18 protein-coding genes are annotated in these 20,843 nt (G+C 59.5%); 7 read left to right on the forward strand and 11 right to left on the reverse strand.

Annotated features, from left to right (window positions below):
- Positions 1-6: 6 nt before the first annotated feature.
- Positions 7-951, reverse strand: coding sequence for a LysR substrate-binding domain-containing protein (locus tag FVV99_RS08775; protein ID WP_148253673.1), 945 nt, complete (start codon positions 949-951; stop codon positions 7-9).
- 99 nt (positions 952-1,050) lie between these two features.
- Between FVV99_RS08775 and FVV99_RS08780 the strand changes: the two genes are divergently transcribed.
- Together FVV99_RS08780 and FVV99_RS08785 are read left to right on the forward strand one after the other, a co-directional pair.
- Positions 1,051-1,986 (forward strand): DMT family transporter, encoded by a 936-nt coding sequence (locus tag FVV99_RS08780; protein WP_148253674.1) that lies wholly within the window; start codon positions 1,051-1,053, stop codon positions 1,984-1,986.
- A 129-nt stretch (positions 1,987-2,115) separates the two neighbouring features.
- Positions 2,116-2,937 carry a CmcJ/NvfI family oxidoreductase gene (locus tag FVV99_RS08785; RefSeq protein ID WP_148253675.1) on the forward strand — a complete coding sequence of 274 codons (822 nt, stop codon included), beginning with the start codon at positions 2,116-2,118 and terminating at the stop codon, positions 2,935-2,937.
- 61 nt (positions 2,938-2,998) lie between these two features.
- On the opposite strand, the gene FVV99_RS08790 is transcribed toward FVV99_RS08785, so the two are convergent.
- The 3 genes from FVV99_RS08790 to FVV99_RS08800 all read right to left on the reverse strand — a co-directional run bounded on the left by FVV99_RS08790 (position 2,999) and on the right by FVV99_RS08800 (position 7,144).
- Complete coding sequence (locus FVV99_RS08790) at positions 2,999-4,405, reverse strand: NAD(P)/FAD-dependent oxidoreductase (RefSeq protein ID WP_148253676.1); 1,407 nt, start codon at positions 4,403-4,405, stop codon at positions 2,999-3,001.
- Positions 4,406-4,425: 20 nt separating this feature from the next.
- Positions 4,426-5,790, reverse strand: coding sequence for a Na+/H+ antiporter NhaC family protein (locus FVV99_RS08795; RefSeq protein WP_148253677.1), 1,365 nt, complete (start codon positions 5,788-5,790; stop codon positions 4,426-4,428).
- A 64-nt stretch (positions 5,791-5,854) separates the two neighbouring features.
- The gene (locus FVV99_RS08800) at positions 5,855-7,144 is read right to left on the reverse strand and encodes an NAD(P)/FAD-dependent oxidoreductase (RefSeq protein WP_148253678.1); all 1,290 of its coding nucleotides are present in this window, start codon (positions 7,142-7,144) and stop codon (positions 5,855-5,857) included.
- Positions 7,145-7,312: 168 nt separating this feature from the next.
- Here FVV99_RS08800 and FVV99_RS08805 point away from each other — a divergent pair, with 168 nt between their 5' ends.
- Positions 7,313-7,975, forward strand: a complete 663-nt coding sequence (locus FVV99_RS08805; RefSeq protein WP_148253679.1) for a GntR family transcriptional regulator — start codon at positions 7,313-7,315, stop codon at positions 7,973-7,975.
- A 5-nt stretch (positions 7,976-7,980) separates the two neighbouring features.
- On the opposite strand, the gene FVV99_RS08810 is transcribed toward FVV99_RS08805, so the two are convergent.
- Entirely contained in the window at positions 7,981-8,412 is a 432-nt protein-coding gene (locus tag FVV99_RS08810; protein ID WP_148253680.1) for a GFA family protein, read from the reverse strand.
- Between the two features lie 37 nt (positions 8,413-8,449).
- The gene (locus FVV99_RS08815; RefSeq protein WP_236645347.1) at positions 8,450-9,877 is read right to left on the reverse strand and encodes an aminotransferase-like domain-containing protein; all 1,428 of its coding nucleotides are present in this window, start codon (positions 9,875-9,877) and stop codon (positions 8,450-8,452) included.
- Positions 9,878-10,034: 157 nt separating this feature from the next.
- Here FVV99_RS08815 and FVV99_RS08820 point away from each other — a divergent pair, with 157 nt between their 5' ends.
- On the forward strand, positions 10,035-10,667 hold the full coding sequence (locus FVV99_RS08820; protein WP_148253681.1) for a LysE family translocator: 633 nt from the start codon (positions 10,035-10,037) through the stop codon (positions 10,665-10,667).
- 3 nt (positions 10,668-10,670) lie between these two features.
- Here the strand turns inward: FVV99_RS08820 and FVV99_RS08825 are convergent, their stop codons facing one another.
- The 4 genes from FVV99_RS08825 to FVV99_RS08840 all read right to left on the reverse strand — a co-directional run bounded on the left by FVV99_RS08825 (position 10,671) and on the right by FVV99_RS08840 (position 16,008).
- Positions 10,671-11,357, reverse strand: a complete 687-nt coding sequence (locus FVV99_RS08825; RefSeq protein ID WP_148253682.1) for an SDR family oxidoreductase — start codon at positions 11,355-11,357, stop codon at positions 10,671-10,673.
- Positions 11,358-11,480: 123 nt separating this feature from the next.
- On the reverse strand, positions 11,481-12,830 hold the full coding sequence (locus FVV99_RS08830; protein ID WP_148253683.1) for a NarK family nitrate/nitrite MFS transporter: 1,350 nt from the start codon (positions 12,828-12,830) through the stop codon (positions 11,481-11,483).
- Positions 12,831-13,202: 372 nt separating this feature from the next.
- Positions 13,203-14,918 (reverse strand): peptidoglycan DD-metalloendopeptidase family protein, encoded by a 1,716-nt coding sequence (locus tag FVV99_RS08835; RefSeq protein ID WP_148253684.1) that lies wholly within the window; start codon positions 14,916-14,918, stop codon positions 13,203-13,205.
- Positions 14,919-15,159: 241 nt separating this feature from the next.
- On the reverse strand, positions 15,160-16,008 hold the full coding sequence (locus tag FVV99_RS08840; RefSeq protein ID WP_148253685.1) for a pirin family protein: 849 nt from the start codon (positions 16,006-16,008) through the stop codon (positions 15,160-15,162).
- A 130-nt stretch (positions 16,009-16,138) separates the two neighbouring features.
- Here FVV99_RS08840 and FVV99_RS08845 point away from each other — a divergent pair, with 130 nt between their 5' ends.
- Together FVV99_RS08845 and FVV99_RS08850 are read left to right on the forward strand one after the other, a co-directional pair.
- Positions 16,139-17,059: a LysR family transcriptional regulator gene (locus FVV99_RS08845; protein ID WP_148253686.1), complete on the forward strand. Its 921-nt coding sequence runs from the start codon at positions 16,139-16,141 to the stop codon at positions 17,057-17,059.
- A 78-nt stretch (positions 17,060-17,137) separates the two neighbouring features.
- On the forward strand, positions 17,138-18,139 hold the full coding sequence (locus tag FVV99_RS08850; protein WP_148253687.1) for a glutathione S-transferase family protein: 1,002 nt from the start codon (positions 17,138-17,140) through the stop codon (positions 18,137-18,139).
- A gap of 41 nt (positions 18,140-18,180) precedes the next feature.
- Here the strand turns inward: FVV99_RS08850 and FVV99_RS08855 are convergent, their stop codons facing one another.
- The gene (locus FVV99_RS08855) at positions 18,181-18,636 is read right to left on the reverse strand and encodes a YaiI/YqxD family protein (protein WP_148253688.1); all 456 of its coding nucleotides are present in this window, start codon (positions 18,634-18,636) and stop codon (positions 18,181-18,183) included.
- A gap of 459 nt (positions 18,637-19,095) precedes the next feature.
- Between FVV99_RS08855 and FVV99_RS08860 the strand changes: the two genes are divergently transcribed.
- Complete coding sequence (locus FVV99_RS08860) at positions 19,096-20,790, forward strand: DEAD/DEAH box helicase (RefSeq protein ID WP_148253689.1); 1,695 nt, start codon at positions 19,096-19,098, stop codon at positions 20,788-20,790.
- Positions 20,791-20,843: the final 53 nt, after the last annotated feature.

Consider the following 20,843-nt stretch of genomic DNA (forward strand, 5'->3'; position numbering starts at 1 on the left):
CGTGCCCTATCGCTCTGCCGTTTCACGCTCGAAGCTGTGGGCCTTCGATATCAGCCAGTCGATGAAACGTCGGACTGCAGGCGGCGCCTCACCGGAGGCTGGCAGAATCAGATCATAGGTGAACGGCGAGGGGAGTACATGGTGCGTGCCGAATGGGCGAACGAGCACACCGCTGTCCAGCCGGTCCTTGGCGACCGGGGGATTGGCGAGCATCACACCGCGCGCGGCGATCGCGTGATCCATTGCCAGTCCGAATAGCGAATAGCGACGCTGTGGTGGTGTGACGGTATCGGCGACACCGGCGGCCTTGAGCCACGCTTGCCAGCCTGGAAAGGCGAGGCCTTGGCGCGATTCCCAGGACACCTCGAGCAACGTGTGATTGGCCAGGTCTGCCGGTTCCCTGAGCGGGGGACCCTGAGTCAACAATGACGGTGAGCAGACAGGGAACAGCGTATCGCCGAGCAAGTGGTGACTGTTGACGCCCGGCCAGGGGCCTTGCCCGTAACGAATCGCCAGTCGGGCGCCATCGCCGTACCAGGCGGGTGTCGTCAATGACTGGCTGGCATCCAGTGACACCTCGATATGCCCCTCCTCGGCCTCGAATTCCGCCAAGCGTGGCAGCAACCACAGTTGCATGAATGACGGCGGGGCACTCAGTGTCAGTGACGTGGCACGTCGGGCCCGCTCACTGGCTGCATTGACTCCGGCGGTAATGCGTTCCAGCCCGGCATGAATGTCATCCGCCAGTTGCCGCCCAGCCTCGTTCACATGCACACCGTTGGGATGCCGATCGAAAAGCGCGATGCCGAGCCTGTCCTCGAGCTGTTTGATCTGACGGCTGACGGCTCCGGGCGTCACGCTCAAGCGATCGGCTGCCACTTTGAAACTTTCCGCTCTGGCCGCTTCGGCAAAGGCACGAAGCGCATTGAGAGGCAATCGTTCGATTTTCATGAATTGAGTTTTCCTAAGCCTAGACCGGCAGATTAATCGTTTGGCGGCTGTGTTCGCAAATGCTCAACTTGGCGCCACTCAGCGCCAAGGGAGGCTGTCATGGCATACAGCAAGCGATTGACGAAAACGCGTTCAGCACCGCAGACGAACACGTCGGCCAGACGGCCCATCGATCTTCAGGCGAGTGGCTTGATGGTACTGTTCTGCCTGGCGCTGGGGTTTCAGCAAGTGGCGATCAAATCCGTGGCTACCGATATATCGCCGCTGACTCAGATCGCACTGCGTTCATTCATCGCCGCATGTCTGGTGACAGTGCTGGCTTACTGGCAAGGCGTACGCGTGTCCGATTTACGTGCGCAGCTCGGGCCCGGTCTACTGGTCGGGCTGGGATTTACCGGCGAGTTCGTCTTCGTGGCATGGGGCCTGAACCATACGCTGGCGTCACACATGTCCGTATTTCTCTACACGGCACCCGTATTCGCGGCGCTGGGATTGCATCTTCTGGTCCCGGGCGAGCAGTTGAATGGCCAGCAGTGGGGTGGCGTCGTGCTGGCATTCGCAGGCATGGTCGTCGCGATGGCACCGGATACCGGTATCGACAATGCCGGGGACATCCTGTTTGGCGATCTTCTGGGGCTGCTGGCGGGGCTCGCGTGGGCGGCAACCACGCTGGTGATACGGCGCTCCTCGCTTTCTGAAGCGCCACCGGTCCAGACGCTCTGCTATCAACTTGCGATTGCCGCCCTGATCCTGTTGCCGCTGACCGCCATGCTCGGCGATCTGGGCAGTACGCACATGACAGCGGCGGTTGTCGCCAGCCTGACCTTTCAAACGCTGGTGATCTCTTTTGCCGCACTGCTGCTCTGGTTCGCCCTGTTGCGGCGATATTTCGCCTCGCAGCTTGGCATCTTTTCCTTTCTGTCGCCCATCTTCGGCGTGTTGTTCGGGGCGTTGCTGCTCGGCGAACCGTTGACGATGAATTTCGTGGTTGGCGGTGTCGCCCTGCTCACCGGCATCATGATGGTGAGTCGATAAAAAGCGCTTTACCTTGGATACATTGGCTCGATACGCGTTTGAAAGTGGCCTGTCCAGACCCTATACCTAATGAAAGGAGCAACGACAGGCCGGCATCGAGGCGGTATTCCGTGGGTCAGGAGGCTTTATATGCAACGCACGACAGGTGATCGTTCCAGTCTCACCGCGACGTTGACGTTCTTGGTCAGGCGCGATGAAAAACCCTACGTACATACCGAAGCCTTGACCGGAGCCAGTGAGCCGCAATACTTCGCCGAGCAGGAGGTGCGCGAGGTGACGATGCACAATGGCCGCTTGCAGTCGACGCGCCTGTCACTGGACACGCATGGATTCGAGTTGCATGGGCGGGAGACAGCGGTCGACGATCTGTATGATGATGCCGCAGTGACAACCGCCTACTATGCTGAAGTCGAGACATTGATCAAGGAAGTCACCGGCGCAAGTCGCGTCGTCATTTTCGATCATACCCGACGCAGCGATGCCGGGCAGCGCGACATACGCGGTCCTGCCAACCGGGTACATAACGACTATACCGAGCGTTCCGGACGCGAACGTATACGCGATGTGCTGGGCGAAGAGGAAGCCGCCCGGATGGGCAATGTGCCGGTGGTACAGATCAATTGGTGGCGGCCGATACGCGGGCCGGTAAAACGTTCGCCGCTTGCCCTGCTCGACGCGTCGACCCTCGATCACGCTGACTTGGTGGCGACCGATCTCGTCTACCCGGATCGCATCGGTGAGATCTATCACCTGGCCTATAATCCGACTCAGCGTTGGTATTACTTTCCCGACCTGCGGCGCGACGAAGGGCTGCTGATCAAGGGCTACGATTCGCGTGACGATGGCCGAGTGCGCTTCACGCCTCACACTGCCTTCCAGGACCCGACGACGCCGCTGGACGCGCCACCGAGGGAAAGCATCGAGGTGCGAACGCTGGCGTTTTTCGACTGAGTCGGGCGCTCATGGCCCACATCGAAGATCCAGGCCATGAGTAAGCACTAACTGGGGCGGTTCATTCGATGAGCGAGGCGAAGAAATCGTTCGTCTTCATCAATGCCGGCTTGAGTAGCGGTGTGTGACGCTGGCGTTGCATCAAGGCTTCTTCGCCAGCGTAGCTGTACGTGATGGTCTGGGCGGCCAGCCAGCGCAGCGGTTCGGGTTCCCAGCGTTTGAGCAGTTGCGCATGGCTGGCGTCGGCGAAGGCCCAGGGCATGCGAACGATATCGGTGTCGCGTTCCAGAATCAGGTCGGCGAGGGTGCGTCCGAACAGGTGTGAGGCGGCCACTCCTTCACCGGCATAGCCGCCGGCGGTGGCGATGCCGGTGCGGCGGTCGACGATGGCATGCGGCCTGAAGTTACGCGACAGCCCGAGTGAACCACCCCAGCCATGCGTGATGCGAACGTCTTCGAGAGCCGGAAACAGGTCCGTGAGCAGGTCGCGGCGCATGGCGATATCGGTGTCGCTGATGGCGTGGTCGGTCTTGGGTCTGGCACCGAAACGGTAGGTACCACGCGCGCCGAAGACCAGGCGGTCATCGGCGGAGCGGTGCCCGTAGTTGATCAGGCGGCTGGCGTCGGCGAAGGCGGGGCGCTCCTGCATGCCGATCTCTTCCCAGGTGGATGCCGACAGGGGCTCGGTGGCAATGACCAGGCTCTGCACAGGGATGACATGCCGTCGGAAATCATGGAAGTCTTGCGCGTAGCCTTCAGTGGCGCACACTATGTTGGAGGCTTCAATGCCCCCCTCGTAAGTGCTTACTTCGCCTTTAGCGATACTCGTCGCAGGACTGCGTTCATAGATCGTGACCCCCAGGCGCTCCACGGTGTCGGCCAGCCCTGTCACCAGCTTGAGTGGATTGATGGTGGCGACCTGGCGATGGTGGATCCCGCCATAGCCGTTGCGAAAGCGTGCTTTCCCGGCCAGTTGATCGGCATCCAGCCAGTAGCAGTTCGCCTCGTCGTGCCCCAGTTCGTGCAAGTGGGCCAGGTAATCCTGTTGAATGGCTACCTGGTCGGGATAGCGAGCGGCGGCATAGATGGCACCGCCCTTGTGGAAATCCGCCTCGATGCCTTCCCGGGCCAGGGTGCGGCCAATGTCATCGACGTTGTCGGCCACCAGTCGGCAGCACGCCGCGCGGTGCGTCATGGGAAGCCCGCCGATATGCCGCTCCAGCCCGGCCAGGTTGCCGACCACCCAGCCACCGTTGCGCCCCGAGGCCCCATGGCCGACCCGCTCGGCCTCGATCACGGCGATCTCGAGGTGCGGTGCAAGCGTCTTCAGATAATAGGCGCTCCACAGGCCCGTGAAGCCGGCGCCGACGATGGCGACATCGGCGCTTCGACGGTTCACGAGCGACCGGCGCTGGCTTTGGGAATTGACGGTTGATGCCCAGAAGACGTGATGACGGTCATCGCGCATGATAGCGGTTTCCTTCCCGGTTACATGTGGCCCAGCACCAAGTAGATCACGGCAGCCAGACAGCCGGCCAGGGCGGCGTAGGGCAACTGGGAGAAAGCGTGCTGGAAGGGAGTGCAGCCACTCGCCTGGGACGTCAGTACCGTGGCATCCGAGTAGAAACAGGCGTGGCTGCCGAAGGTGCTGGCCGAGAGTGTCGCACCGATCACTAGTGTCATGTCGGCGCCGAGGCTGTGCCCGAGCGACGTGACGATGGGCAGGATGATGACGAACACGCCCCAGTTCGAGCCGGTGGCGAAGGACACGAAGCCCATCACGGTGAAAATGATGAACGGTAACAGTTCCCCGGTAATCAAGGGTTCGACGGTGGTGATGATGTACTCATTGAGACCGAGCGTGGTGTTGACCTCATTGAACAGGAAGGCACCGACCAGTACCGCCAGGGCATCGAGCATCGACTTGAAGCCATCGAGAATGTTGTCGAAGGTCTCTCCCGGCGATAGCTTCTTCATCGCGATGAAGGCGACGATCATGCCACCCAGCGTCAGCAGCACGGCCATCAGGAAGTCGAGATCGAACCACCAGGTGAAAAAGGCCAGCGACACCATGGGCAGGATGAACGACCAGACGCTGCCCTGGGTATGTTCGTTCTCGGCCAGATGAGCGATGGCCTTGTCGACCTGTTCGGCGCCCGGCGGGACGCACTGGCCGGTGGATTCGGCGCGGCGCTCGGCGGCTTTCATCGGACCGATCAGCGGAATCTTGCCGGAGACCACCAGCGGTACCATCGCCACTGCGATCCAGGGGTAGAACATGAATGGGATGGACTGGATATAGGTCCACACGCCCTGGCCGTCCGCTGCCAGGCCATTCTTCTCGATTAGGGCGCCGAAGAATACCGCCCAGGTCGAGATCGGGATGATCACGCTGATCGGCGCGGCGGTGGAGTCGATCACATAGGCCAGCATTTCCCGCGAGGTCTTGAAGCTGTCGGTGATCTTGCGCATCGAGGTACCGACGGCGAGCGAGTTCAGGTAGTCATCGACGAACAGGATGATACCCATGAACCAGCAGCCCAGCAGCGCACGTGGCTTGTTGGTGGTATAGCGCATCAGCGATTGCGCAAACGCACGGGATGAACCGGATTTGAGCAGCAGGGCGATGATGCTGCCCATCAGTCCGCAGACCAGGATGACCCAGGCCACGTCCTCATCGGTCATGACCGTCAGCAGGTTGTCGGACAGCGTGCTCAGGGCATTGCGTGGGTCGATCATCAACGTGCCGATGAATGCCCCGAATACCAGGGGTTCCAGGGCCCGTCGGGTCCACAATGCCAGGATCAGCACGAGGGCGGTGGGGAGCAGTATCAGAGGTCCATTGATTTCCATCGATCTCACCTAATCGCGTGTTGTTCTTGTCGCGTGTGGGTTTATGGGGAAGGAAACGTCTCGCTCAGCGCAGCTTTTCCAGCAGTTGGTAGTACCACATGCCGAGCGCCAGCAGATGGTTGCCGAACCGGTCGTTGAAGGGCACGCGCCAGTGCTTCACGTTGGCGAAGGCATCGAATTCTTCGAGCGTACCGGTCACGGCATCGGCCATGATTTCGCCGACGATATGTGAGGTCGCGATGCCGTGGCCGGAGTAGCCCTGGGCGTAATAGACGTTGTCGGCAAGCTTGCCGAGTTGGGGAATGCGGTTGAGTACGATGCCTGCCATGCCCTGCCACTGATAATCGAGTCTGACGCCCTGGAGCTGGGGGAAGGTGTGTTCCAGCCGTGGACGTAGCTCGGTACCGACATCGTCGGAATCCTTGCCGGAGTAGTTGGCACCGCCACCGAATAGCAGCCGTTTATCGGCGGTCAGGCGGTAGTAGTCGAGGACGAAACGCGTGTCATAAACGGCCAGATCATCGGGGTTGATGGCGGCGGCCGTTGCGTCGGACAGCGGTTCGGTGGTGACGATGCCGAGCGAGGCGGGAAACAGCTTGCCGCTGAGTTTGCCTCGTTCCAGCCGGTGATAGGCATTGCCGGCCAGAATTACGCTGTCGGCCTGGACGCGGCCATGTTCGCCGACTACGGTCGGGGTCGTACCATGTTCGATGTCCACGACCGGCGATGCTTCGAAGATCCGTGCCCCAAGACTGGCTGCCGCACGCGCTTCGCCCAGACAGAGGTTGAGCGGGTGCAGGTGCATGTTGTAGTCGTTGCGGATCGCACCGTGATAGAGCGTGGTGCCGATGGTCTGGTTCACGAGATCCGCATCGAGCCACTGGACGTGCTCGCCGATCCAGTGGTGCTGCGAGGCAGCGAAGTCATCGCGTAGCGCCTGCAGATGAGAGGGCTTGTAAGCCGCCTGCAGATGGCCATGCTTGAGATCGCAGGGGATACCGTATTTTTCCACCCGTGCCTTGATGATCTCGTGGCCGCGCCAGCGCAGATCCCATACGAAGGACTCGGCATCACGACCCAGGGTGCGGCGCATCTGCTTGATCATGGCATCCTGCCCGGACAGGCTGCCGGTGACCTGGCCGCCATTGCGTCCGCTGGCTCCCCAACCGATCTTGTTGGCTTCGATCACGGCGACGCGATAGCCACGCTCACTCAGTTCGACGGCCGTGGCGACGCCAGTGAAACCACCGCCGATGATCGCGATATCGACACGGTGATCGCCTGCGAGAGAGGGGTAGTCGGATTCTTCGACGATCGAGGCGGTGTAGTAGGACGGGCAGCGCGCCACGGTCATGGAAACTCCTTGGATGTGTCGTTGCGATTGTTGTGATCACACATGTGTGATCACATTAACAACGGTACTGTCAATGCACAAGAGGTTCGTGAGCCGATGAGCAGCCGAAGCCATGGATTTGCGTTATGGTAGGAGGCAATCACCCATAACGAACGATGTCGTGACCCCATGGATACCAATACCAGTCAGGATGCCTTCTCGCCGGATACCGCTTCGACACGTCTGCATCGCGCCCTGCGCGTCCGTATGTGTGAAGGGGATTTCAGTCCCGCTGATGTGATCTCCATTCGCCGGGTGGCCGCCGAGTACGGTACCAGCGCCATGCCGGCGCGTGAGGCGATACGCTGGCTGGTGACGGAGGGGGCGCTGGTCTTTTCCGACAGCCGCAAGATCATCGTTCCGGAGCTGAGCCGTGAGCGTTTCCATGAAGTGCTGTTTGCGCGCAAGAGCCTGGAGACGCAAGTGTCCCGTCAGGCATTCGCGCATATCACGGCCGAGGATATCGACGAACTGCGGCGTATCGATGCCGAGATCGATGAGGCGATCGAACAGTCCGACTTGCTGGGCTATATGCGCGGCAATTACCGCTTTCACTTCCACATCTACCGGCGCAGCCAGTCACGGGTGTTGTTGCCGATCGTGGAAAGCCTGTGGCTGCAGTACGGACCGAGCATGCGTTACATCTGCACGCGTTGGGGGGCGTCGACCATTGCCGATGATTACCACCGTGAGGTAACCCAGGCGCTGTCGCGCGGCGACATCGAGGCGTTCTGCCACGCCATCGCCGCGGATATCGAGCAGGGAATGCAGCTGCTGAATCAGGTGGAGTGAGCGAGTCAGGACGATGCATCGCCCGTGAACATCTCGAACACTTCCTGGCCGGTCATGGTTCTGGTGTCATTGGCGAAAGCGTAATATTGCGGTTGTTCATCGGTGAATATCTGCAGCGTCATCTCCCAAGGGGAGGTGTCGCCCATCAAGCCTACGGGAATGGCGTAATGCTCACCGCTCTTGAGACGGTAGAATAGGTGGGTACCGCAGTGGCGGCAGAACCCTCTTTCCGCCCAGTCCGACGACGCGTAAATCGCCACGTCCGCTTCGCCATCGACGCGAGGCGCCCTGGACGCCGTGACCGCCATCATTGGCCCGCCACTCCAGACACGACACATTTGGCAGTGGCAGACATCCACATGAGGGTCATGGGCGGACACATGCAGCGTCACGGCACCGCACAGGCAACGTCCTTGCGTATCTATCGCATCTGACATCGTAGGCCTCCAGGATCGTTAGTTGGTTGGTAGGGGCTCACACCATCGGTGAAACACGTAGTGGCTCTTCCTCCAGCAGTTCAGCCAGGCGCGACAGCCCCGTTTCCAATGTAGTGCGGTCGGCGGGCGGCGTCACGCAGAGTCGCACGGCCTGCGGTGCTGGTTGGCTGCCGACGCAGAAGGGGTCGGCGCTGATCACGGTGACGCCGTGTTCGGCGGCGCGGCTGACGAAATCCGTCGCTCGCCAGGGGTCAGGAAGAGTCAGCCAGGCATGGAACCCGCAGGGGTGGGCCTTCGGCTGGTGCGCGCCGAGAACCTCCTGGACTCGCTGCTGTCGGATGGCGACTTCCTGCCACTGCCAGCGCATCAGGGAGTCGGCTTCCGGGGAGGTCAGCCATTGGCAAGCCACGGCGGCTATCAGATCCGGCGGTGCCCAACACTGGGCTCGTAGTGCGGCACATAGCTTGGGGATCAACGCTGCGGGCGCGCGCAAGGCGCCGAACCGCAGACCGCCGGCGAGCAACTTCGAGGTGCTGAAGATGTATAGCGACAGATCGGGCGCCAGTTGGTAGAAGGAGGTGCCTCGCGTTTCTGCAGTCACGAACTGCACACCATCCTCCAGCAGCAGCATGTCATGTCTGCGCGCCACGTCGACGAGCGCATGTCGTCGTTCCGGCCCCATATGGCATCCGGTGGGGTTGTTGTGTTCCGGCATGACATACAGCAGCCGGATACGCTGTTGCTGGCAGAGTCTCTCCAGGGCATCGGGACGTACCCCCTGATCGTCCATCGGCACGGCGATGTGCTTGAGCCCCAGTTGGCGTGCCGCTGCGATCATGCCGGGATAGGTCAGGGCTGCCGAGGCCACGGCTTCACCCGGATGTATCAGTGCTTGCAGGACCAGATAATCGGCATGCTGTCCCCCTTCGGTGAATAGCAGTTCGTCGACTTCCATGGGCAGGCCCTGGGTAGTCAGCCAGTCGGCCAGTTGCCGGCGATGATGACGGTTCCCCTGTTCGGACTGGTAGGCCAGGGCGGTCTCCACCGACGGATCGTGGCGGGACAAGCTCGCCAAGGCCCCCGATAGTTGCTGCTGGCGCATGACATGGGGAATCGGAATGCTCAGTGAGAGGTCGATGCTGTCGTCGGCGGCGTGGGACAGATGGTGAAAGCGGGGAGCGTCACTGCGTCGCTCCCTGACGCGAGTGCCGCTGCCGACACGGGCTTCCACCAGGCCGCGCCGTTCCGCTTCCCGGTAGGCGCGGGTGATGGTGCCGACCGTGACGCCCAGGGCGTCGGCGAGCAGGCGTTGAGGCGGCAGGCGGTCGCCGGGCGCCAGAGTGCCGTCGGCAATATCGGCAGCGAGTTGGTCGACCAGGGCTTGGTAGCGGGGCGTCGAGATGGCTTCGAGAGAAGGGAGCCACTGGCAGCGGGCCCGGGCGTTTTCGCGGATCGCATTCATCATCGACACCATCGGGTTTTGTCAGGATGACAATGTATTGTCGGGGTGACAAATCGAGTCTTGCAGGTGATTCGTTGCTTGTCATACTGACATTGTTGCAATTGTATCTGCAATTTTGCCTGTATTTTCTTTATTGTACCCTTACAATCAAGGAAGCGACATGAGCGATGTCCTGGGAACGTCGACAACGGAACTCTTGGCCCTGGCAGGTCCGATGACGCTGTTTTCCATCAGCATGACGGCAACACCCGGTCCCAACAACATGATGCTGACGGCGTCCGGCGCCAATTACGGCTTCATTCGGACATTGCCCCATATGCTCGGGATCAGTATCGGCGTGATGACCCTGATGGGGGGAGTGGCCACCGGGCTGGGGGCCCTGTTTCAGCAGTGGCCCGTCTTGCAGCAAGGTCTCAAGGTGGTCGGTAGTCTTTACCTGCTGTGGCTGGCCTGGAAGATTGCCAGCGCTCCGCCACCGGAGACCATTACCGGCGAAACCGAGGGACGGCCGTTAACCTTGTTGCAGGCGGCAGCGTTTCAGTTTGCCAATCCCAAGGCGTGGGTAATGGCGATTTCGGGGGTGGCGTCGTTCACCTTGACTGGCGATGCCTTCGTGGCGTCGGCCGTGGTCGTGATCATGATCATGGGCATCGTGACCTTGCCATCGATCGCCATCTGGGCGGGCTTTGGGGTTGCCCTGGGGCGACTGCTCAAGACGGCACGACATTGGCGGGTCTTCAATGTCGTGATGGGCAGCCTGACCGCCGCCTGCGTGATCATGATCCTGGCATGAACATCACTCCGTCGGCGGGGTGGGTCTGACCAGGATCTCGTTGACATCGACATGTTCCGGTTGATTGACCGCATACATGACGGCATTGGCGATGTCGCGATCTTCCAGTGCATGCGTCGGCGGCTCGTCGAAGAAGGGTGTGTCGACCATGCCGGGTTCGATCAGAGTGACGCGAATGCCGCTGCCGCGCAGCTCTTCGCGCAGGTTGTAACCGATGCCGCTGACGGCCCATTTGGTGGCACTGTACATCGACCCGGGAATGGTTGCTCGCCCGGCAGCCGAACCGGTGAGCAGGACGTGGCCCTGGGTCTTGCGAAGTGCCGGCAGTGTGACCTGAAGCGTGACACCCACGCCATAGACATTGGTCAGAATCATGTCGTGCCAGGCATGGTGATCGGCACCACTGAAGCCTCCCGGCGAGCCGCCACGACCTGCATTGGCGAAAACGGCGTCGAGTCTGCCGAAACGCTCCAGCGCCTGGTCGACCATACTCTGCTGATCATCCATCGATGTGACGTCACAGCCGACAGTCAGTACATTTTCGGGCCCCAGTTCCTGGGCGAGATTCTGCAGCTTGTCCACAGACCGTGCTGCCAGTACCAACTGAAACCCTTCCTTGGCGGCTGCCCGCGCCGTTGCCGCCCCGATGCCACTTGATGCACCGGTAATCAACAGAACTCGTTGACGCATCGTTCCTCCTCATCTCGTCAGTGGTTATAACGCTAATGATTCCATCATGGCGTAAGGTGACAAGAATCATCAACAAAAACCGCTGCCCGAGGGCAGCGGTTTCAATAGGGATGGAGGAGTGTATTAGCGCAGCGAGAGAGCGGCGGAAGGCTGGTTTCCGACAGCATCCTGATAGGCGGCATCTTCTTCGGCTTCCGTTTCCGGTGAGAAACGGACCAGCAGGGCGCATAGCGATGCGACGATGACCGCCACGCCCAGGAAGAACAGGCCTTGCTGATAGGTCAACGTTTCAGAGCGGAACAAGAAACCCGCTGCCACGGCACCGGCATTGCCGCCGGCACCGACGATGCCGGCAACGGCGCCCAGGGCTTTCTTGTTGACGAACGGCACGATACCGAAGGTGGCGCCTTCGGCCATCTGCACGAACAAGCTGAAGACCAGCATGATGCCGATCGCCAGTGCCAGGACGTGCATCTGAGAGAAAAACATCAATGCGATCCCTTCGCACAGCATGGCGATGAATAACCAGCGCACGCGTCCTTTCAGGCCGCCATTGCGCGCAAACAGGTCCGAGAAAATCCCGCCCAGGGTACGAGCGAAAATGTTCATCAGCCCGAACAGACCAGCGATCATGCCGGCTGTCGCCAGAGTCAGGTCGAAGTTATCGAAGAAGTAGATAGCGGCGATGTTGTTGATGGTCAGTTCCACACCGAAGCAAGCGGCATAGACGATGAACAGTGCCCAGACACGGATATCCTTGACGGCGGTCGTCAGACCTTCCTTCATGCCGTGCTCACCCTTGGCGGGGGGCAGTTCGCCGCGTGCACGCAAGTCTTCGAAGTTACCGTCCGGCGCATCCTGAGCCAGGAAGTAATAGGCCAGTCCGGCCAAGAACAATACGATGCCGGGCACGACCATGGCGAGTCGCCAGCCAAAGGCTTCATTGACGCCCAGCATCATGACGCCGGAAAAGACCAGCGGCATCAGTATCTGGGTTGTGCCACCCCCCAGATTGCCCCATCCGGCCGAGGTGGCATTGGCCGTACCCACGACATTGGGGGCGAACATGATCGAGGTATGGTATTGGGTGATTACGAAGGAGGCACCGATAGCCCCGATGGCCAGTCGCGCCAGCAGGAACGTCTCGAAGCTGTCGGCCAGGCCGATTCCCATCACCGGGATCGATCCGAGGCAGAGCAACCAGGTATAGGCCTTGCGAGGGCCGATACGGTCACACAGTACACCGATCAGCAGTCGTACGATCACCGTGATGGCGACGGAGGCGATGATGGTATTGCCGATTTGCGTTTTGGTCAGTCCCAGATCGTCGCGTACCACTGCCATTAGTGGGGCGATGCCGAACCAACCGAAAAAGCAAATATGGAATGCGAACCAGGAGAGATGGAAGGCTCGCATCTGTGGTGTTTTGAAATTGAGAAGACGTATCTTGTTCGCTTTGTTACGAATGTCCATGGGGTTGCCTCGTCGAATGACAGTCGAACACGGAGACTTGATCCTTCACCATTGAAGGTCGGTTCGACGCACTCGTACCCCTTGAGGAGCCTGGTCTACGTCTTGTATTGGGTGTTCTCTAATCAAGCAACATGGCTGCCAGATTTTTTAATGAGATTTAATATCAATAATTTAAGTTTGTCTGCTTGTAAAGGCGAGAGGGAACAGTCAGATCGAGGCACCATATGGGGAGGATACGGGCGGGGTTTGCACAATAAGAATGCAATGGTGCATGTCTATCGGCATTTGTCATGAGTCATAGCAGGGATGTTGCAACGACAACACCCCGCAAAAGCGGGGTGTTGTCGTTGCAACGGAAGACGGTTGAGGGCGCTATGTATCGTCGCTGTTGCTCTGCGCTTCCCGGTTCCTGCCAGTACTGGCGACGACGGTACCATTCTCGCCGTTTTCCAGCCGAGCCAGAAGCTCTTCGGACTCTTGCTTGAAACTGGCCAGCGCTTCGCCTTTCAGGTTCTGGCTTTCAGGCAGATCGACACGCATGGGATCGACGCGATCGCTGTTGACGATGATCTCGTAATGCAGATGAGGACCGGTACTGCGGCCCGTATTGCCGGAGAAAGCAATGCGTTCCCCCATCGAGACTCGTTCGCCCTGTTCCACGGTTTGTTGAGACAGATGCAGGTAGCGAGACTGATAGCCGTTGTCGTGTTCGATGACAAGATAACGCCCCGCCAACGGGTCATTACCCACTTTCTTGACACGTCCATCGGCGGGGGATTCCACCGGTGTGCCGGTCGACATGGCAAAGTCCGTGCCGTAATGGGGACTGATGCGGCCCGTTATCGGGTGCTTGCGTCTCAAATTGAAAGACGAACTGATACGATGGTCGCCGCTGAAGGGGTAGCGACTGAAGGCAGGATCGAGGCTTTGACCTTCCGGCGTATAGAAGCGATTGTCGGCGCTGTTACGCACGACGGTCAGATCCATGCGTTCGCCCTCGTAATGCACGGCGAGCACACGGGCATCAAGACTCTCACCATCGATGATGTCGGATTCGACAAGCACATGAAATCGGTCGCCGTTACGCGTATCCCGGCGGAAATCCAGCTTCTTTTCCAGAACGTTCGAGAGAGAGGAAACCTCCCGGGCCGACAATCCCGTGGCTTCCGCGGAACGACCGAAACTGCCGGTCACCTTGCCGGCGAATAGGCGCTGTGTTGCTTCGCCGGAGCGTTCTATCTCGGAAACGTCGAAGCCACTATCTTCTTGCTGGATGAGATAGCCCTTGCGGGAGTTCTTCATTATTCGTAACGCGAGTAACTGCCCACTGTCATCCAGCTGATATTCGAAATTGTCACCGGTACGCATATGCGTCAAGACGTTCTTGTCAGGAACGCTGTCCAGCAGTTCCATGACGTCGCTATACCCCATGCCTAGCGACCGCTCGGCAAGCACGGCAAAGGTATCGCCTTGCTGAATGGTGTAGCTTTCCCACTGTGGGACATGATCTTCCTTGGCGACGATTTCCTGATCCAGAAATACGCTACCATCGTCAAACAGTTCCAGAGGGTCTGCCGAAAAATCATCGTAGGAGGTGCCGCCAGCAATGTAATCGGCGTTGCCGGTGGCGTCATCGCCTGACACTGCGTCGCCGGTCAATTGCATGGCAATATGTAGTACTCGATTGTCAATATCGCCATTATCGGTCGTGGCCAATGACGTGCTATTGCCCTCAGTCGACTTGGTCTTGCCAGTGTCCAACTGTGCCAGGGATTCATCGATTTTGGCAGCTTCGGCGCGGGAAATCGGGTCAATGTCGGCGAGCGCGGGGGCTTCAAGCTCGTCGATCGCAACCATGGCCATCTGGATGCTTTGCGCTAGTGTCGAGGGCTTGGAAGCCTCGGGAAGCGTAGCAACACGAGTGTCGACTTCGATGGGGACGGTGACGATTTTTCGGGAGTCGCTATCGGTATTTTGTTCGTCGAAAGCGGAGAAGATTTTTTGCGTGCCCAGCACAGTAACCATGGTGGCGGCAGGTAACAGAAGTAACTTGTGCGTGCGGGGCAGCGAATGAAGTATTCGCAACATGAGTGGTGACCGTACTTTTTAGCTGGATAAAAAAAGCACGATGACCTTAACGCATGATAAATAAAATGCCTATCCTGTAAATAAATACAGGATGTCATGCTAACGACTCGCTATGCCCCGAATTTTCAGTGATTCACAGGTTCAATCCGGGGAATTAGTGCATGATGTCAGCGTTGTTTCAGCCTTTGCCCGACCAAGAAAGCGAAGCGTTGGATCCTCGAACGCTTCGCTTTCTATCACCTTAACCCGTCAAGGTGCCGTTTCGATAGTCGTCCAGGGCCTGCTCCAGCTCTTCACGATGGTTCATGACGAAGGGGCCGTAATGAGCGATAGGTTCGCGATGAGGCGTTCCTGCCAGCAGTAGTAACTGGGTATCTTCGTTAGCGGTCAACGGTAAGTATTCCCCCTCGCTCATGCGAGCCAACTGGCCGGATGGAACCGATTGATCGCCGATTGTCGCAGTCCCGGTAAATACATAAACGAGCAGTGTCGGCGATAGCTGCTCCAGGTCCAGCCGACTATCCTGGGCCAGTGTGACATGGGCAACTCCGCCGTGTCCCGCCAGAGCATCCAGGGGGCCTTCGACCTGCGCACCGTCGGTGGTCCGCCATGTGCCTCCCAACGCAATCAGACCGGCGTTGTGTCCGGCCAGTCGAGGCATCTCGGTGCTGCGGACGTCACGGTAAGTGGCCGGCGAAAGCTTATCCTTGGCGGCGAGGTTGATCCACAACTGGAATGCATGCAGTCCCTGGTTGTCGGTCAGTGGCATTTCCGAGTGAATAATACCCCGCCCGGTGTGCATCCATTGGGCATCCCCGGCATGGATGGTACTGGCATGGCCTAGATGGTCCTCGTGGGTCAGGCCCCCATGGATCACATAGGTCAGGGTTTGCATACCCCGATGTGGATGCGGTGGAAAGCCACCGATGTAATCATCCGGTTGATCGGAACCCAGCTCATCCAGCATCAGGAAGGGGTCCAGTCCACCTTCGAAATCGTGCAGGCGATTGATTTTGACACCATCACCATCTTGACTGGGGTGACTGCTAATCACGCGCTCGATGCGTCGTTGTGTCTTTGCGTTTGCCATGTCGTTACTCCCGGATAGGTCGGTATTGCCAATTCATTACTGATATCGTCATTGTAGGTCAGTTTTTTCGAATGTTAATCGCATATTTTTGGTCTATTGTTTCGATAATATCGAACGTATGGAGTGATCCATGTCACGAGTCACACTATTGCAGTGGCAAATGCTGGCGGCTGTCGTCGACCATGGTGGCTTTGCCCGGGCCGCCGAGGCGATCCATAAGAGTCCCTCGACACTGAACCATGCCGTGCACAAGCTGGAAGAGCAGTTGGGAGTGGCTTTGTTGGAGCCGGTGGGGCGGCAAGTCAGGCTGACGGAATCCGGCGAGTTGCTGCTGCGCCGGGCCCGCCAACTGCTGGAAGGTGCCGAAGTCCTGGAGGATGTAGCTGGCCGGCTGGCCGAAGGTCTGGAAGCGGAAGTCGTGCTGGCCGTCGATCAGATATTTCCGCCCGATGCGCTGGCGCATGCGTTGGAGGTGTTTTCCGCTACCTACCCTTATGTGCGTGTCCAGTTACATGAAACGGTGCTCAACGGTGGCATCGAAATGCTTTATGACGGCCGCGCTGACCTGGTCGTATCGGGACTGGCAGCACAGGGGTTCCTGGGAGAGCCCATCGTGACAGTGAATTTCATCGCCGTGGCGCATCCCGAGCATCCCCTTCATCAACTGGGGCGGGCGCTGGATCTGCGCGATCTCGAACGCCATCGCCAATTGGTCGTGAGGGATTCGGCCTTGCGTCAGTCGATGGATGCCGGCTGGTTGAAAGCGGAACAGCGCTGGACGGTCAGTCACCTCGCCACCTCGTTGGATATGCTGGAGCGTGGCCTGGGGTTCGCGTGGATGCCCGAAACGTTGATCCAGCCCGCCTTGGCTGCGGAGAGATTGCAACCCTTGCCCTTGGTGGCGGGAGGAATCCGCAAAGCGCCGATGCAACTGATCCATCGCGATCGAGACCGAGCGGGACCGGCGACCCTGGCGATGGCCGAGGCGTTGCTGAATTCGGTAACGCTGTGCTGTGAGGCGGCTTATGATTCGACGGCATCGAACGAATAAGGCGAATTTATCCGCTTGATGGTCGACTGCGTCGTATTAGAGTGGAATCAGATATTCAAACAGTCGGGAGGAGTCGTCATGGGACTGCTGATTAATGGTACCTGGTACGACCAGTGGTATGACACGGAGAAGCATGGCGGCGAATTCGTCCGCGAATCGGCGCAACTGAGGGATTGGGTCACGGCAGAAGGTCAACCGGGGCCGGAAGGGCAGAGGGGCTTGCTCGCTGAAGCCGGTCGTTACCATCTCTATGTGTCGCTGGCCTGCCCCTGGGCGCATCGGACATTGTTGATGCGCAAGCTCAAGGGGCTGGAATCGCTGATCGGCATGTCTTATGTGAGTCCACTGATGCTCGATCAGGGCTGGACCTATCACCAGGACGAAGGCGCCAGTGGGGATCCCGTCAACGGTGTGACCTATCATCGCGAACTCTATACCTTGACCGATCCGCAATATACGGGGCGTGTTACGGTGCCTGTCCTCTGGGACAAACACGAGCAGCGAATCGTCAACAATGAATCCGCCGACCTGGTCAGGATCTTCAATACCGCTTTCGATGAGTTGACCGGCAACCGGTTCGATTTCTATCCCCAGGATCTTCGTGAAACCATTGATGCCATCAATGCCGATGTCTATGACCACATCAACAATGGTGTCTACAAGTCCGGGTTTGCGACGCAGCAGTCTGTCTACGACAAGCACGTGACGGCCCTTTTCAAGGCGCTTGATCGCATGGAGACGCGTCTTGCCGATCACCGTTATCTGGCTGGTGAGTGGCTGACCGAGGCGGACATTCGCTTGTTCACCACCCTGGTGCGTTTCGATGCCGTCTATCACGGGCACTTCAAATGCAATCTCAGACGCATCGAAGACTATCCCAACCTGTCGAATTATCTGCGTGAACTCTACCAATGGCCCGGTGTGGCGGAGACCGTGAATATGGATCATATCCAGCGCCACTACTATTACAGCCATGACACCATCAACCCGACCCGTATCGTTCCCAAGGGCCCGTGGCTCGACCTTGAGCGGCCGCACGATCGTGAGCGACTGCCGGGCAACGGGATCCGGGCGAGGTGAGGAGAAGTGTCAAGGGACGGGTTATAGAACCACCCTTAACGTTAGGAGGCGGGTTGCCGTGCCAGCCAGCGATCGAGCGCATTGGCGAATTCGCGCTTGTCGATGTCCGAGTATCCCTTGGGACCGCCGGTGTGTTCGCCGCTGGCGCGTAGCGTTTCCATGAAGTCGCGCATCTGAACGCGGGCGCGGATGTTGTTCTGGTCGAGCGTTTCCCCTCGCGTCGTCATGACGCGCGCGCCTTTGTCGAGCGCTTCCATCGCCAGCGGAAGATCCGACGTGATGACCAGGTCACCGGCTTCGAGGCGATCGATGATCTCGTGATCGGCGGCATCAAAACCGCTGGCGACCGTCATCGACCTGACCCAGCGTGAGGCGGGGAGCGGCACTTGGTGATTGGCGACGAACCTTGTCGATGTGTGAGTTCGTTCCGCTGCTCTGACGATGATGTCGCGAGCTGCGCGAGGGCAGGCGTCTGCATCGACCCAAAGGTTCGACATGATCGGGCTCCATGAAAAAGACTGGTCAGGTGGATTAGCCAATGGTAGCATGCGCACTCCTCGCATGTGTTGACCCCACCATCGTAACGAATCGTTTTCGTCATGGGGCCGTCGGTAAGGCGGTTGTCAGTGACGATGCTTTGCGAGACGCCCGAGAGACTATCCGGGTGTCTGACTCAATAGATGGAGCGCCCCGCGTCGGTAACTACCGAATCAAGGCGCAAACGGTCGCCACAGCGATTTGCCGAGAGTGCTCGTCGGACACGATCCGATAAGTGCTTGGTCGGGCATGACGAGATTGGTGTCATGCTCGGTACGTGAATCGAATGCCAGGTGCGACCGGTGTCCCAGACGCTCGTGTGCATCCTGCTCGAAAGCAGGGCTGACGCGAATTGGCTTGAATCAGGGGCACCATCCATTTTCGTTGCCGGACTGACCGGCTAACTCAAGGTGTGATTGATGACCTCGACTTCTGTCGCTTCGTCGACTTTCGGCGATATGGCACTTGTGCCTGCCGTACTCTCAGCCCTGGAAACTCTGGGCTATGAAACACCGTCTCCGATCCAGGAGCGTACCATTCCCGAATTGCTCGAAGGGCGTGACTTGCTGGGCCAGGCACAAACCGGCACCGGCAAGACGGCTGCGTTTGCGCTGCCGATCCTTTCGCGTCTCGATATCGAGCGCCGCGAGCCCCAGGTGCTGGTATTGGCACCGACTCGTGAATTGGCGCAGCAGGTCGCTGTGTCGTTCAGCCGTTATGGCCAGAATCTCAAAGGGCTGGAAGTGGCTACGCTCTGTGGCGGCCAGGAATATCGCGAACAACTCGGTGCTCTCAAGCGTGGAGCCCAGGTCGTCGTGGGAACGCCGGGTCGCGTGATCGATCACCTCAATCGTGGCAGCCTCAAGCTCGACGGCTTGTCCGCCCTGGTGTTGGATGAGGCTGACGAGATGCTGCGCATGGGCTTCATCGACGACGTCAAGCGTGTCGTCGCCGATACGCCGCAAACCGCCCAGCGAGTGTTCTTCTCGGCGACGTTGCCGGCGGAGATCGAGCGTATCGTCAACCGTTACCTGGTCGACCCGGTCAAGGTCATGATCGAAGCCAGTGCCGGTACCGCCGAAAGCATCGATCAGCATGTCGTGCGTATCGATGGCGGCGCGAAGCTGGAGGCACTGTCGCGCATTCTGGAAGTGGAGCCGGTCGATGGTGCCATCGTCTTCGTTCGCACCCGTGCGTCTTGTACCACCCTGGTGGAGCAGTTGACGGCACGTGGCATCAATGCGGCAGCGCTGTCGGGCGATCTCGATCAGAGCCTGCGCGAGCGCACCGTGACGCGTCTCAAGCGCGGTAAGGTCGATGTGCTTATTGCCACCGATGTTGCTGCACGTGGCTTGGATGTGGCGCGTATCACGCATGTCATCAACTACGACCTGCCCCAGGATAGCGAAGCTTATACCCACCGCATCGGTCGTACGGGCCGGGCCGGGCGTAGCGGCGTAGCGATCACCTTCGCCGGTGCTCGCGAGAATCGCAAGGTACGCTGGCTGGAACAGGCTACCGGGCAGCACATGTCGGAGATGGCGCTTCCCGATGAGGCCGCTATCCGGGCCCATCGCGATGAGGCGTTCCATACTCGTACGGTCGGGACGCTAACCAGTGGTGCTGAAGAGCAGCGTGCGCTGATCGAGCGGCTGATCGAAGAAGGTCATGATCCGGTCGAACTGGCTTGTGCCTTCGCCGCCATGGCTCGTGCGGAGGAACCATCCATCGGTCGGTTGCAGGCGCCGCGCAAGGAGCACTCGCCGCGTGAAGGCAAGCCGCGTCGCCGTGATGACCGCGGTCCTCGCGAAGGCATGACACGTTATCGTGTTGCCGTCGGACACAAGGATGGCATCAAGCCCGGGCAATTGGTCGGCGCGCTGGCCAATGAAGGCGGTATCGAAGGCAATCGGATCGGGCGCATCGATATCCGTGATGGTTTCTCCACCATCGAACTGCCGAGCTCACTACCGGCCGGTATCCTGGCCAAGATGTCGCGGGCACGTGTTGGCGGTCAGGCATTGGCGATCAGCGAGGACAAGGGAAACTCCGGGCCTCCGCCGCGTCGTCGTCAGGATGACAATGCTCCCGTTCGGCGTCGTCAGCGGGCCTGACGCCTAGTCCGTACAGGACGTTTATGCCGGCGCTTGCTTGGATGCAGCGCCGG

The organism is Aidingimonas lacisalsi, assembly GCF_008079445.1.
GTDB classification, from domain to species: domain Bacteria; phylum Pseudomonadota; class Gammaproteobacteria; order Pseudomonadales; family Halomonadaceae; genus Aidingimonas; species Aidingimonas lacisalsi.

Excerpts from the sequence above, each read along its gene's own strand:
- FVV99_RS08795 (WP_148253677.1), bottom strand. The coding sequence starts at position 5,790 with ATGGAAATCAATGGACCTCTGATACTGCTCCCCACCGCCCTCGTGCTG.
- FVV99_RS08815 (WP_236645347.1), bottom strand. The coding sequence starts at position 9,877 with ATGATGAATGCGATCCGCGAAAACGCCCGGGCCCGCTGCCAGTGGCTC.
- FVV99_RS08825 (WP_148253682.1), bottom strand. The coding sequence starts at position 11,357 with ATGCGTCAACGAGTTCTGTTGATTACCGGTGCATCAAGTGGCATCGGG.
- FVV99_RS08820 (WP_148253681.1), top strand. The coding sequence starts at position 10,035 with ATGAGCGATGTCCTGGGAACGTCGACAACGGAACTCTTGGCCCTGGCA.
- FVV99_RS08800 (WP_148253678.1), bottom strand. The coding sequence starts at position 7,144 with ATGACCGTGGCGCGCTGCCCGTCCTACTACACCGCCTCGATCGTCGAA.
- FVV99_RS08805 (WP_148253679.1), top strand. The coding sequence starts at position 7,313 with ATGGATACCAATACCAGTCAGGATGCCTTCTCGCCGGATACCGCTTCG.
- FVV99_RS08850 (WP_148253687.1), top strand. The coding sequence starts at position 17,138 with ATGGGACTGCTGATTAATGGTACCTGGTACGACCAGTGGTATGACACG.
- FVV99_RS08840 (WP_148253685.1), bottom strand. The coding sequence starts at position 16,008 with ATGGCAAACGCAAAGACACAACGACGCATCGAGCGCGTGATTAGCAGT.
- FVV99_RS08775 (WP_148253673.1), bottom strand. The coding sequence starts at position 951 with ATGAAAATCGAACGATTGCCTCTCAATGCGCTTCGTGCCTTTGCCGAA.
- FVV99_RS08835 (WP_148253684.1), bottom strand. The coding sequence starts at position 14,918 with ATGTTGCGAATACTTCATTCGCTGCCCCGCACGCACAAGTTACTTCTG.
- FVV99_RS08785 (WP_148253675.1), top strand. The coding sequence starts at position 2,116 with ATGCAACGCACGACAGGTGATCGTTCCAGTCTCACCGCGACGTTGACG.
- FVV99_RS08845 (WP_148253686.1), top strand. The coding sequence starts at position 16,139 with ATGTCACGAGTCACACTATTGCAGTGGCAAATGCTGGCGGCTGTCGTC.
- FVV99_RS08810 (WP_148253680.1), bottom strand. The coding sequence starts at position 8,412 with ATGTCAGATGCGATAGATACGCAAGGACGTTGCCTGTGCGGTGCCGTG.
- FVV99_RS08780 (WP_148253674.1), top strand. The coding sequence starts at position 1,051 with ATGGCATACAGCAAGCGATTGACGAAAACGCGTTCAGCACCGCAGACG.
- FVV99_RS08830 (WP_148253683.1), bottom strand. The coding sequence starts at position 12,830 with ATGGACATTCGTAACAAAGCGAACAAGATACGTCTTCTCAATTTCAAA.
- FVV99_RS08860 (WP_148253689.1), top strand. The coding sequence starts at position 19,096 with ATGACCTCGACTTCTGTCGCTTCGTCGACTTTCGGCGATATGGCACTT.
- FVV99_RS08790 (WP_148253676.1), bottom strand. The coding sequence starts at position 4,405 with ATGCGCGATGACCGTCATCACGTCTTCTGGGCATCAACCGTCAATTCC.
- FVV99_RS08855 (WP_148253688.1), bottom strand. The coding sequence starts at position 18,636 with ATGTCGAACCTTTGGGTCGATGCAGACGCCTGCCCTCGCGCAGCTCGC.